Below are 13,194 nucleotides of genomic sequence, written 5' to 3'. Positions count from 1 at the left end.
TGATCCTTCAGTTGTTACAGTAATGTTTTTATTTTCACCATAATCTAAAACAACACCATCTAATGTTAAAGTGGAGTTAATTTTATTAACAGTAATAGTTGAGGTTTCTGTTACAGCAGTATGGTTTTCATCAGGAACTGTAGTAACATTCAAAGTATAAGTTCCAGCAGCCAAACCAGAAACAAAAATCTTATTACCACTTACACTAACAACCGCTTTAGGTTGGTTGATAACGTTAGCAGTAACTTCACTTGCACCGGTGAAAGAAACATCACCAGAACCCTCACCATCATAATCAAATACAATATCACCAACAGTTAACGTGGATTCAACTTTATTTACTGTGATTTTAGATGTTACAGTTACAGGATTGTGATTTTCATCGGGGATTGTTGTTACAGATAATGTATGATTGCCTGCTTTTAAACCGGAAATCTGAATAGTGAAATTATTAATAACAGTGACATCAGTGCCGTTGATGTTTGCTTTGATTCCAGTGGCCCCAGTAGTTGTTACAGTGACATTTTCGGATTCACCATAATCTAAAACAATATTATCAAGTGTTATTGTTGAATTAATATTATTGATTGTTATAGTTCCATTGTTTACAGTAACATTGTCCAATCCCACATAGGTTGCATTGATTTTATATTCACCGTAATCGTCAAATGTATGTTCTGCCCACCATGTACCATTAGCACCATAGGTTGCATCAATTTGAGTACCGTTTGATAATATAAAAAGTAATTTACCATCCCAAATGAGATTTTTCGGAATGTTGGATTTTGCAGTGATATTCATAGTTTTGCTGTTGGTTGTGACCGAAGTCACATTTATATAAAACTGAACATTAGGCATTGTAATTTCTATTGTCCGGATAATCGGTTCGAATTCTTTATATTCAGTGTTGATAAATGCATAATAAGATCCAACCGGCAAGTCCACAGTCCAATCTTTACCGCTTAAACAAGTATAATTAACCGCCCCTCTATCATTGTCCTTAAAGTATATAATCATTGAAATATTTCCATTAGTTATTGGCATGCCTCCGCGTGTTGTTAAATTAAATGTTAAATTCTCACAGGAACCGTAAACTGAGTAGAAATCATAAACATTCAATTTAGGTGAAAGAATGATCGTATTGTTAGTTGTATCTGAATCTGTTTTTAAAATGACAGAATCAGCAGTAACAGCCCAAGTATAGCAAAAAATAGCACCACCCTCAGGAGCGGAGTTACCTTCAAAATAACAATTTGTCGCATTAACCTGCCGCGGAGTCATGAAGAAAACAGCACCACCACGACTAGTAGCCTCATTTGCAACAAAACTGCAATTTATCACATTATCATCATCATTAAGGAAGTAAAGTGCACCACCATTCTTAGCAGAGTTGTCGGCAAAATGACAATTTGCCACATTACTAGGATAACTTAAGCTAACTGCTCCTCCATCATTAGAAGCATTATTACCAGTGAAATTACAATTTTCAACAGCACCGAATTTACTGTAGACAGCACCACCATCATGAGCAGCAGAATTGTCAGCAAAACTACAATTTACAACATTACATTTCTCTGAGATGTAAACCGCACCGCCATTATGGGTGGCTCTGTTGTTAGTGAAATTACAATTTACAGTCGAACCTGACCCTGCAAGATAAACAGCACCTCCATTGTTAGCATGATTGTTCTTAAATGAAATATCTCCAATAGTTCCATAACCTGCAGCTAATGCACCGCCGTTTTCTGCGGAGTTTCCAATAAATTCCCCATTGAATATTACGTCTTCAAAGGTATTAAAGAAATTGACACCACCGCCTCTTTGAGCAGAATTGTTTATGAAATTAGCATTGAATATGATATTTTTAGGAGTTTCACGATAGTTTACTCCCCCACCATTCAAACTGGCAGTGTTGTTTGAGAAATCGCATGTGAAAATGCTATTGGTGGATACATTCTTAAATGTTATTGCACCACCGTTTCCGTTTGCTGGATCAATTTGTCCTAAAGCACTATTATTAATGAAACATCCTGTGAAGTTATTCTTGTCTGTAGTGCTGTAGAAAAACATTGCCCCCCCGCATGATTTTGCAGTGTTGTTTATAAAGTCACTGCTGAATCTGTTTGCGTTTGCATTCTTGGAGAAAAAGATTCCCCCACCATATCCTGCATAATTGTCCTTGAAAATGCACAAAAAATTATTGTTTTGAACTAAATTATGGAAAAATATTGCTCCACCGCTTTGTCCTGCATAATTATTATAGAATTGGGATGAAAAATTGTTATTTATTGATTGCGCTTCAACATATATTGCACCACCATTTCTGGTTGCCCTGTTGGCTGTGAAAATAGAATTTATCACATTTCCTGCGCCATTAAAGTAAATTGCTCCACCGGAACTTTTCTCACCAGTAACTTCATTGTTAGTGAAATTACAATTTTCAACACTACCTGCACTATAGAAGTAAACTGCACCCTCATTTTCTGCATAACCATTTGTGAATTGTATGTTTTTGATTATAACATTGTTTGCAGTTATATACAATATTTTTGATAGTTTTTTTGCATCTAATGTTGCATTGTTCTGTCCAATTAATGTTAAACTTTTTGTAATTCTGATGGGTATTCCAAAACCAGCATATAATCCATCAATAGTTATTTCATCCCCATCATTTGCTCTGTCTATTAATTTTTGAATTTCTGTGAAATTTCTACATAGAACAACATCATTAACATCAAGGATATTATTAGAAAAAGTAATATCTCCAGTAACTGAATGAATTGCACCTTTAGTTAAAAGATTATTTGTAAAATCACAATCAGAAATAGTACCATGATTAGAATTAATATAAATTGCATTACCCATTTTTGCGGTGTTGTTAGCAAAACTGCACTTTGTCACCTCACCATCACTAGAGAAATAAACTGCACCACCATCATTAGTTGCAGTGTTATTAGTGAAATTACAATTTGTCACAGTACCGGAAGTAGCTGAACTAGTAAATAAAATTGCTCCTCCACTACCTGCATATTTTGCATTTTTAATGGTTATGTTTTTAATTGTCACGCCGGAAGCACTTACATGAAATGCACAGATGTTTGATCCAATCATATCAATGACTGCGCCTTTACCATCAATAACACTATCTGCAACACTGATAGAAATAGTATCTCCTGTATCGTAGGTATAATAATTGTGTTGCAGTTCAATGTTTCCTCCAGAACCAATTTCTGTTGACAGTCCGGAATAGGTTCCAGTATTGGCACCTAATATCTCAGTATCATTTTTTACACTTAAAGTATCGTCATTATCAGTTAAAGTCAATTCCTCGTTTTCTTCATGTGTTTGCAGATTATCCTCAGCCATATCATTATCTGCGGACAATTCCATTGAATCTGTATCCTCGCTTGCTATCACATTATCTATCTCACTTGCACTTACACCTGCAATGCCTAATAGAAAAACAGCAAGCACCAATAGAATCATTATTTTTTTATATTTCATTTTTTTCCTGAACTCCTGAAAATTATATGCTAAAAAATGTTTTATTTCATTCAAAACAATCATTAAAAATACATACCCTTAATTTAAAACTTCTAAAACATGAATAAAAGTCTATCCCCCAATATATAAATATATAACTATTATAGAGAATAGAAGGCAGATAACCTGATATTTAATTTTAAACATCAAAATTTATTAACTCATTCCCATATAAATTTAATTAACCAAAGGAGGAATATTTATGAATAAGAAAATAGCATTTGCATTACTTATAGTGGGTTTACTTGCTGTTTCAGCAGTAAGTGCTCAAAATTCATTATTTTTAAACAGCAATAATGATGATTCAATGTATCAGGTCTCCTTAATGCAGGCTTTCATGCATGGAGAATATAACGGAGTAATAACAGTAGGAGATTTAAGGTCACATGGTGACACCGGTCTTGGAACATTTGAAGGAGTAAACGGTGAGATGATAGTTTTGGACGGAGTCATTTATCAGGCCGCCTCTGACGGAAGCATTAATGTCATGCCAGATAATGAAACCATACCATTCGCTACAATCACCAAATTTGACGAAGATTGGAAAATAGACAATATAAGCGCAAAGGACTTTGACGATTTAACAAACCAACTGAACAAGGAAATCAGAAAAAATAGTACAAACAACATGTATGTAATCAAACTCAAAGGTGACTTCTCAAACATTACAGTCAGAAGTGTTGAAAAACAGGAAAAACCTTATAAGGAATTCACCGAAGTTGCTGCAGTAGACCAAAAGGTATTTAACCACACTGACCAGACAGGAACCGTTGTAGCAGTATACTTCCCAGAATACATGAATGAATTGAACATGCACGGTTGGCATCTTCATTTCTTGTCCGACGATAAGACAAAAGGAGGACATGTTTTAAATTTCACTGATTTCAAAGGATCCGGCCAAATTGATGAAATCCATGAATTCAACATGATACTTCCAAGCGACGATACATTTGCAAAAATGAATTTCACAGAAGACATGACCAATAAAATCAGCAGTGTGGAATAACTCTTTATCCGAGTTATTCCCCTTTTTTTATAACATTTTATAATTGTTTAGCACTCTACCATGTAATCAGATATTTTATCCATTAAACCATTTTATCAAAGAAATTCCATCATGAATACATATGATGCAAATACAATTACCTTTTTTAAGCAAAATATTTCCCCTCAATATACATGCATTTGGTTAAAATAACATTCAATTAATGTAATGAACACAATCACAATTCCAACAAGAAAATTTATCAGAATCAGAGACAGTTAAAAAATTTATATATTTAATTCACCATATTAACTATAAATAAGGTGTTCATATGGTTGAAAGTGAATGGAAAGATGATAGAATTGTATTAACTCCAATAAATCTATATATGGAATATATCCTGCTAAGTTACAACAGATACCTGAAGGAAAACCTGAAAGATGTTTCGATAACCTACGGTGAGCTGACCTACATATACAACATCAAATATTTTCCTTCAATTTCACAGCGTGAACTGGCGGAAACCTTGTTTGTATCCGAAGCCAACGTTGCCAAAATGGTTAAAAAACTGGTCAGCAAAGGAATCGTTGAAAAGAAAAAGGATGAACACAACAAAAGCAGAAATATCCTTACATTAACCGACAAGGGTGAAGACATTTTCGTTAAAATCAACGTTTTGACCTGCGCATGGGAAAGGGACATCAGCAAAAGATTCAGCAATGAGGAACTTTTTGACTTTAAGGAAAAATTATACCAGATAACAAAAGAGACTACCGAACTGTGAAAAAAAGTAACATTTATATATTAATTATATGAAAATAAATACAAGTCTTAACTAAGTTAAGTCTTTAAAATTAAAGAGGTAAAAACAATGTCAATCTATGATTTTGAAGTAAAAGATGGAGACGGAAACATGGTTTCACTCTCTGAATTTAAAGACAAAGTATTATTAATCGTAAACTCAGCAACAAAATGTGGTTTTACCCCACAATACACAGAATTAAACGAAATTTATGCAGAATTCAATGAAAACGGTTTTGAAATCTTAGATTTCCCTTGCAACCAGTTCGGAAGCCAGGCACCCGGATCAACCGAAGAAATTGCTGAAGTATGCCGCAACAAATGGTTAGTGCCATACCAAATTTTTGACAAAATTGACGTGAACGGTGAAAATGCAGATCCTTTATTCGAATACATCAAAAATGAACAGCCATTTACAGACATCAAAGGCAAAGGTGCGACAGCATTGAAATTAATGTTAAAAGCAAAGGACAGACACTACAAAGACAACAATGACATCAAATGGAATTTTACCAAATTTTTAGTTGACCGTGAAGGCAATGTCGTTAGAAGATTCGAACCGACCGAAGATTTGGGAGACGTTAAAAAAGCAATTGCGGATTTAATCTAAAAAATTAAATCCTCTATTTTTAAGAGGCAAAAAATATGGAACAATATGATATCATTATAATTGGTGCAGGCCCAGGAGGTCTGACAGCCGGAATCTATGCCGGCCGCCAGGGAACTAAAAACCTGATTCTGGACAGGGACCTTGCAGGAGGAATCGGCCGTGAAGTTCCAGAAATGGAAAACTATCCCGGTTTTGACAACATTTCAGGACTGGAACTAATCGAGAAAATGAAATCACAGGCAATTAAGAACTGTGAACTCCACGAAATGGAAGAAGTAACTGAAATTACAAAAAATAACACAGAATACCGATTTACCGTTAAAACCAATAAAGATGAATATCAGTCAAAAACAGTAATCCTTGCAACCGGAAGCTCACACAGACACCTGAACGCAAAAGGCGAAGAGGAATTTAAGGGAAAAGGCGTAAGCTACTGTGCAACATGCGACGGATTTTTCTTCCAGGGAAGAGACATCATTATGGTAGGTGGAGGAAACAGTGCCCTTCAGGAGGCAATTTATCTCAACAACTTAGGGGCGAATGTCACATTAGTCCACAGAAGAGACGAGTTCAGAGCACAACAGCACCTGCAGGACATTGTCAAAAAAGACGGAATAGATATAATATACAATGCAACCGTTGAAGAGATAAAAGGAAGCATGCTTGTGGAATCCGTTGTTTTAAAAGATACAAAAACAGGTGAACTGTCAGAAATGCCTATAAACGGTGTTTTTATTAGTGTAGGTTATATGCCTCATACAGAACTGGCAAAACAGTTAGATGTCGATCTGGACGAATCAGGACATATAATCATTGATAAAGAACAAAAAACAAATATAGATTATGTTTATGCAATCGGTGATGTATGTGTTGGTTTAAAACAGTGGGTAGTGGCATGCGGTGAAGGTGCGGTGGCCGCAACTTCAGCATACAACGATATAAAACAGAATTAACCATATCTTTCAGATAAGAACATATAAATGAAAAATGCTATAACAAGCACTACGATAACCGGCAAAAGCCACATGAATACATGAAAAAGCACTACAGCTATAAGAATAGCAATTATTATATAAATTAAATCTATCAATTCCATGTAATTCAGATATATTTTATATCCTATATAAACTTTAAGAGAATTACATCTATTTTTTTTTAATTTTTTTTATACATCTTAGTTAAATATAATAAATAAAAAAACCAAAAATAATATCATTATATTTTCATGGAGTATAAAATGACAATTTTAGTTATTAATAATAAAGGGCAATACAATCACAGAATTCAAAGAAGTTTACAGTATCTCAATATTCCGTCAGAACTTGTTTCAAATACTTTATCCATTGAAGAAATTGAAGCAAAAAATCCCACCGGACTGATATTGGGCGGAGGACCTTCACTTGAAGGTGCGGGAAATAGTGAAGAATATATAAAACACTTCAATATCCCAATTCTTGGAATCTGTCTCGGACATCAGTTAATTGCAAAAGCATATGGTGGAGAAGTAGAAACTTCAGATACTGAAAGTTATGCCCAAGTTAAAATCAATATTAATAACGATGAAAACTTATTCAAAGAACTAGCTCCTGAAATGGATGTTTGGTCATCACACAAGGATGAAGTGAAAACAATTCCTGAAGACTTTGAAATTTTAGCCAGTTCAAATTTATGTGATGTTGAATCATTCAAGCATAAAGATAAAGATGTATATGGAATCCAATTCCACCCTGAAGTACATCATACTCCAAAAGGTGAAATAATATTTAAAAACTTTTATGAAATATGTCAAAGGTGTAATGATGATTGATAACGCAGAAGATTTAGCGACAAAAGCTCAAGACAACAAAGCTGGTTTGAAAAGACAATATGTCAACATACCTATCGGTGATGAAGAATATGGATTTAGAATATCCGGAATTGGAGCTAAATCCGTCAAACTGGAAAAATTTGTCAAATATGATGATATCTTTGAAGCTATTGAATCAGGAAACGACAATGGTCTCGAAGCAATGATTAAACAAATCATTGAAGATTACGAAGAAGAGGATGAGGAATAAAATGTTAAGCCCAAAAGAATTTATTGACGATGCAGTCCAAAAAATAAAAGATCAAATAGGTGATGAAAAAGCAATAATTGCATTATCCGGAGGAGTGGACAGTTCTGTATGTTCTGTACTTGTCCAACAGGCAATTGGCGATAATTTAACTGCAATATTTGTTGACCATGGTCTTTTAAGAGAAGGTGAAGTTGAACAAGTGACAAATACCTTTAAAGACAGATTAAACTTTAAGTTTGTCGATGCTTCCGATGAATTTATGGATGCACTTGAAGGTGTGGAAGACCCTGAAGAAAAACGTAAAATAATTGGAAAAATATTTATCGACGTTTTTGAAAGGGAAGCAAAAAAAGCAGATGCAAAATACTTGGTTCAAGGTACAATCGCACCTGACTGGATTGAAACCAAAGGCAAAATTAAATCTCACCACAACCTTGCACTTCCAAACGGAATGGTTTTGGAATTATGTGAACCTATTCGCGATTTATACAAAGATGAAGTAAGAGAAATCGGTGACGAATTAGGCCTACCTGCAACAACAGTCTACAGACAACCGTTCCCAGGACCGGGTCTTGGAGTGCGTGTTGTTGGAGCTTTAACAAGAGAAAACGTTGAAATTTGCAGAAAAGCAAACAAAATCGTTTGCGATGAAGTGGAAGCTGCAGGCCTTGACAAAGAGGTATGGCAATACTTTGCAGTATTAACTGACACCAAAGTAACCGGAGTTAAAGGAGACCAAAGAGACTTCGGCTATTTAGTTGTAGTCAGAATCGTAAATTCAATTGATGCAATGACTGCATCAGTGGCGGAACTTCCTTGGGATCTAATTCAGACAATCTCAAAAAGAATTACCTCAGAAGTTTCTGAAGTTACCCATGTCGCCCTATCAGTCAGTGACAAACCACCTGCAACCATCGAATTCTGTTAAATACTATTTTAATCAATAGTATTTTTTCCTTTTACTTTTTTTATGAATAATTATGAAAACCACTAAAAATGCTTATTTAGCCAAGTTGACAGAACAAATTCAGATGAAATCTGTTAAGGTTGGAAAAAATCTTGAAGGAACAACCCCTCCATCAGTATTTATCGGAAGATGGTCCTATCCGAAAGTGTATGCCGGACCGATGATGAGTTCCCAAATGGGAGACACATATATCATGGACTCCCCTGAAGACTGGATAGGTCAGAACAAAACCCAGGATGAAATCATAAACTACAGAATGAATCTGGTGAGAGGTAAACAGTTAATCAAAATTGATGATCTGGAAAATCCTTTTGTCGAAAAACTGCAGGACATATCACTTGCATCAAAATCAATTGACAGTGAAGCAACATTCGGAAGAAGGCCAACAGGATCCATGCTTACTGAAGACAGCATGCCTCACGGACCAAGTGCAGTCATAGAAAAATTCGACATTGACGCTGTAAGATGGGACAGGCAACTGGAAAAAACTTTTTATGATACCGATTTGAAGGCAACCGAAGCGGTTGTAAATCTTCACAACAAGGAAGTTCCATTCTCTGCCATGCAAAAGGCATTTTCCGTAGGAGCCATTGGAACAAAAAATAAAAGAAAACTTGTTCCCACACGATGGTCAATTACTGCATGCGATTCCACATTGGCTGATGAATTTCTAAAGGAAGTCAGAAAATTCGAAAGGATAGATACATACAGACTGTTCGAATTTGGAGCATTGAATAATTATTATATAATCATTTTGACACCAACAGAATGGCAATATGAATGGTATGAAGCATTTATCAAATTAATGAAAAATGAAGAGTTGATATTTTCCGATTATGAAACCAACGGAGGAAAAAAGGAATATTCCCGTGTCGGAGGATGTTACTATACTGCAAAAATGGCAGTTCTGGATTATCTTTTAAAAATCAAAAAACAGTCAGGACTGATAATATTGAGAGAGGCATATGACGGATATGTGCCGCTAGGTGTTTTTAATGTAAGGGAAAACATTAAAGAAGCAATGATGAGACCATATAAAGAATTTGAAACCTTGGAAGATGCTTTGAAATACAGCGGAACAATACTTAAAATACCTATCAAAAGGTATGTTAAACAGGGAACATTGCTGAATGAGATGCTTCACACAAAGCAAACCACCCTTGATATGTACTTTAAAAAGTGAATATTATGTTTAAATTCAAAACCCCTGCAAGAGAAACTTTGGAAATAATGTCAGAAGTTGCCAAAGGCAATGGGAATGACAGCTATGAAGAGAGATGCATCGAAAAAATAAAAGATTTAACATCACATGAATCTGTAAAAATTACTTCAAGCGGAAACAACAGTATATTCATTGCACTTTCCGCCATTGAAGGAGATATAATAATTCCGGACCAGGGAGGATGGCACGGATTTAAGCAAATAGCAAAATTCCTAAATAAAAAATTAATCACAGTTGAAACAGATTTGGGAATCATAAACCCGAACAGATTAGATAAACTGGACATATCCCCCAATTCAGCATTGATTTTCACAAGCTTTGCAGGTTACAGCGGAGAACAGGACGTTAAAAAAATTTCCAAATACTGCAAAAGCAATGGCATCATCACAATAGAGGATGCCTCTGCAGGAATTGGAGATGAAAAAAATTGTTTGGGAAACGGAAACTATTCAGACATCATCATAGCATCGACCGGATCTCCAAAAATGATAAATGTCGGAAGCGGAGGGTTCATAACTACAAACAATAAAGAGTTTCTTGACAGGACAAAACTTCCTCAAAAATTAAGTAAAACTAATGAAATTATATGTAGTGGTATAAATAATGAACTTAATTATGTGAAAACAAATTTAGAACTTACAGTAAATGCAACACACTATCTAAAAAACAACATAAATAACACAATACATGACAATAAAAGAGGCGTTAATGTAATTATATTACATGATAATTCAAAGGAGATTGGTTGGAATTTGAAAAAAAAATTACCTATTAATAAAAGCGGATTTATTACAACCTGCCCGAATTACAATAGAGTAAAACAGAAGGCCATCGCAATTGAAATAAAAAATCTTTCATATGACTGCCTAAAAAAAGATTATCTCGACAGGATAATTGAAGAAATCAATAATCTACTGTGAGTTTGGTAATCCTGTCAATAATAATTTCTTCAATGGAAATGTTTTCAGTTTCCTTTTCATCAATCTTATAAATTTTAATCAAATTTTCATTATCGGGAATTAAAACACTTTCATCAAAAGTGAAAACAGAAGATAACTGATCAGTGTAATCTTTACAGTTAATTAAAACAGCGCATAAATTCATTTCACCCTCTTTAAGCCCTAAAATTTTAAAAGCCTTGGAAATTTGTCTTTGGGCAGAACATCTAAGTGCAATTTCAACACTGAAATCATTGGCCAAATTTTCACCTCTTTCAAAAGCAAGTTTGGCCTGATTAACACCATGGATTATATGATTTTTTCCAGCTATCGCATCCGCATTGAGAAGCTGAATTATTTCACCATCCCGTTTAATCTCATCAATCTGATTGAGGGTATTGTCAACAGAATCGATTGAAGCTTTAAAACCTAGTATTTGTAAATTATCCATATACATTTAAACACCTAATCTGCAAGAAGCCTATTTACTCCCGCAATATATGCCTTAACACTGGCATTAATAATATCAGATTCAGTACCCCTGGCAGAAACAACTTTATCAGCTTTTTGAAGTTTAATTATTACATCAATAAAAGCGTCTGTACCGCCAGTGATGGAATCTACGTGATATTCAATTAAATCTATATCTTTAAAAACATCCAATGATTTTATAGCATTGATTGCAGCATCAACAGGTCCAAGTCCGACACCTGCATTTAAAATTTGTTCATCATCAATTGTGATTTTAACTGATGCAGTAGGCATTACCTTATTTCCTGAAACGATTGTTACCTCATCAAGCTTTATCCTATCCTCATGATTAATCTCCAAAACATTGTCTGCAATAACCTGCAAATCAACATCTGTGACTGTTTTTCCCTTATCCGCTAAAACTTTGATATTGTCGCATATCTGATGAAGCTGACTGTCATTAACCTCAAGACCCAACTCCTTCAAGCGGTTATTCAAACCATGAGTACCCATATGCTTACCAATTATAAATTTACGTTTTCTTCCCACAAGTTCAGGAGTCATAGGTTCATAAGTTGCAGAATTTTTGATAATACCATCTGAATGAATTCCTGATTCATGAGCAAAAGCATTTTCTCCAACAATTGCTTTATTAGGTTGAATATATACACCGGTTAATCTGGCAACCAATTTCGAAATATCATAAATTTCATTTATCTGAATATCAGTTGAAAATTGAGGGAATAATCTGTCAATACTGACAACACACTCTTCAAAAGAAGTGTTACCTGCCCTTTCACCTATACCGTTAATGGTTGTATGAATTTCTGAAGCACCACCTTTAATGGCAGACAGTGTATTTGCAACTGCGAGTCCGAAATCATTATGGCAATGACATGAAATAGGAACATCAATATAACTCAACTCATTAAAGAGTTCATAAGCTGAATCCGGTGTCAAAATACCTACAGTATCACATACACAAATCCTATCCACATTATGGTCTACAGCATTATTATAAACTTTTTTCAAGAAATCCAAATCACTTCTTGATGCATCTTCAGCAGATAATTCAACTATTAAACCATGATCTTTACAATAATCAACGGCATCATTTGACAGATCAAGAAGTTTATCATGAGAAGTTTTTAATTTTGCTTTAATATGTAAATCAGAGGTGGGAACAACTAAATTAACAGCATCAACATCACATTCCAAACAATAATCAATATCACCTATTAATGGTCTGGAAAAACTAAGAATTTCAGAATTATAATTCTGTTTAGTAATTTCTTTAATTGAATCCCTTTCACCTTCAGAAGTAATAGCAGATCCCGCTTCAATAAAATCAACACCAATTTCATCTAATTTATTAGCAATTCTTAATTTTTCACTTGGAGTTAATGATACACCCGGAGTTTGTTCTCCATCTCGTAAAGTAGTATCCAATACTTTGATATTCAAGAAAATCACCTAAAAAATACATAGAGGTATTAAGTAATATAAAAAAACAGTTATAAAAAAAGGTATGATAATTGTAATAGAGAAAGCTTGCAGCGAAATGAAATTCCCATAGAAAACCATAGTACACAAACAAAAC

General features: G+C 34.4%; 13 protein-coding genes. 9 read left to right on the top strand and 4 right to left on the bottom strand.

Features of this window, described 5'->3' with window-relative positions; translation table 11 throughout:
* A partial coding sequence (locus Q0P94_RS09720) for a right-handed parallel beta-helix repeat-containing protein (protein WP_295116087.1) occupies positions 1 to 3,504 on the bottom strand: 3,504 nt, incomplete at its 3' end.
* A gap of 241 nt (positions 3,505 to 3,745) precedes the next feature.
* Between Q0P94_RS09720 and budA the strand changes: the two genes are divergently transcribed.
* The 4 genes from budA to trxB all read left to right on the top strand — a co-directional run bounded on the left by budA (position 3,746) and on the right by trxB (position 6,892).
* Positions 3,746 to 4,549 carry an acetolactate decarboxylase gene (gene budA / locus Q0P94_RS09715; RefSeq protein ID WP_295116085.1) on the top strand — a complete coding sequence of 268 codons (804 nt, stop codon included), beginning with the start codon at positions 3,746 to 3,748 and terminating at the stop codon, positions 4,547 to 4,549.
* 310 nt (positions 4,550 to 4,859) lie between these two features.
* Positions 4,860 to 5,312 (top strand): MarR family winged helix-turn-helix transcriptional regulator, encoded by a 453-nt coding sequence (locus Q0P94_RS09710; protein WP_295116083.1) that lies wholly within the window; start codon positions 4,860 to 4,862, stop codon positions 5,310 to 5,312.
* A gap of 87 nt (positions 5,313 to 5,399) precedes the next feature.
* Positions 5,400 to 5,939, top strand: a complete 540-nt coding sequence (locus tag Q0P94_RS09705; RefSeq protein ID WP_295116081.1) for a glutathione peroxidase — start codon at positions 5,400 to 5,402, stop codon at positions 5,937 to 5,939.
* A 35-nt stretch (positions 5,940 to 5,974) separates the two neighbouring features.
* Positions 5,975 to 6,892 (top strand): thioredoxin-disulfide reductase, encoded by a 918-nt coding sequence (gene trxB / locus Q0P94_RS09700; protein WP_295116079.1) that lies wholly within the window; start codon positions 5,975 to 5,977, stop codon positions 6,890 to 6,892.
* Here trxB and Q0P94_RS09695 read toward each other — a convergent pair.
* Positions 6,889 to 7,035, bottom strand: a complete 147-nt coding sequence (locus Q0P94_RS09695) for a hypothetical protein (RefSeq protein ID WP_295116077.1) — start codon at positions 7,033 to 7,035, stop codon at positions 6,889 to 6,891. The genes trxB and Q0P94_RS09695 overlap by 4 nt on opposite strands.
* Before the next feature lie 141 nt (positions 7,036 to 7,176).
* Here Q0P94_RS09695 and Q0P94_RS09690 point away from each other — a divergent pair, with 141 nt between their 5' ends.
* The 5 genes from Q0P94_RS09690 to Q0P94_RS09670 are packed head-to-tail and all read left to right on the top strand — an operon-like array spanning position 7,177 to position 11,105.
* Positions 7,177 to 7,746 carry a GMP synthase subunit A gene (locus Q0P94_RS09690; RefSeq protein WP_295116076.1) on the top strand — a complete coding sequence of 190 codons (570 nt, stop codon included), beginning with the start codon at positions 7,177 to 7,179 and terminating at the stop codon, positions 7,744 to 7,746.
* On the top strand, positions 7,739 to 7,996 hold the full coding sequence (locus Q0P94_RS09685) for a hypothetical protein (RefSeq protein WP_295116074.1): 258 nt from the start codon (positions 7,739 to 7,741) through the stop codon (positions 7,994 to 7,996). Before Q0P94_RS09690 ends, Q0P94_RS09685 begins: the two co-directional genes overlap by 8 nt.
* Position 7,997: 1 nt before the next feature.
* On the top strand, positions 7,998 to 8,924 hold the full coding sequence (gene guaA, locus Q0P94_RS09680; RefSeq protein WP_295116073.1) for a glutamine-hydrolyzing GMP synthase: 927 nt from the start codon (positions 7,998 to 8,000) through the stop codon (positions 8,922 to 8,924).
* Positions 8,925 to 8,976: 52 nt separating this feature from the next.
* Positions 8,977 to 10,146, top strand: a complete 1,170-nt coding sequence (locus tag Q0P94_RS09675; RefSeq protein ID WP_295116071.1) for a hypothetical protein — start codon at positions 8,977 to 8,979, stop codon at positions 10,144 to 10,146.
* Between the two features lie 5 nt (positions 10,147 to 10,151).
* Positions 10,152 to 11,105 carry a DegT/DnrJ/EryC1/StrS family aminotransferase gene (locus Q0P94_RS09670; RefSeq protein ID WP_295116069.1) on the top strand — a complete coding sequence of 318 codons (954 nt, stop codon included), beginning with the start codon at positions 10,152 to 10,154 and terminating at the stop codon, positions 11,103 to 11,105.
* Here Q0P94_RS09670 and cgi121 read toward each other — a convergent pair.
* Both cgi121 and Q0P94_RS09660 read right to left on the bottom strand, forming a co-directional pair.
* Positions 11,089 to 11,574: a KEOPS complex subunit Cgi121 gene (gene cgi121 / locus Q0P94_RS09665; protein WP_367270238.1), complete on the bottom strand. Its 486-nt coding sequence runs from the start codon at positions 11,572 to 11,574 to the stop codon at positions 11,089 to 11,091. The genes Q0P94_RS09670 and cgi121 overlap by 17 nt on opposite strands.
* Before the next feature lie 14 nt (positions 11,575 to 11,588).
* The gene (locus Q0P94_RS09660) at positions 11,589 to 13,058 is read right to left on the bottom strand and encodes a (R)-citramalate synthase (RefSeq protein ID WP_295116065.1); all 1,470 of its coding nucleotides are present in this window, start codon (positions 13,056 to 13,058) and stop codon (positions 11,589 to 11,591) included.
* Positions 13,059 to 13,194 lie beyond the last annotated feature (136 nt).

The sequence above is a fragment of the uncultured Methanobrevibacter sp. genome (assembly GCF_946184425.1).
Lineage (GTDB): Archaea > Methanobacteriota > Methanobacteria > Methanobacteriales > Methanobacteriaceae > Methanocatella.
Note: the sequence above shows the minus strand (reverse complement) of the source record. Positions and strands in the feature narration are given on the sequence as shown.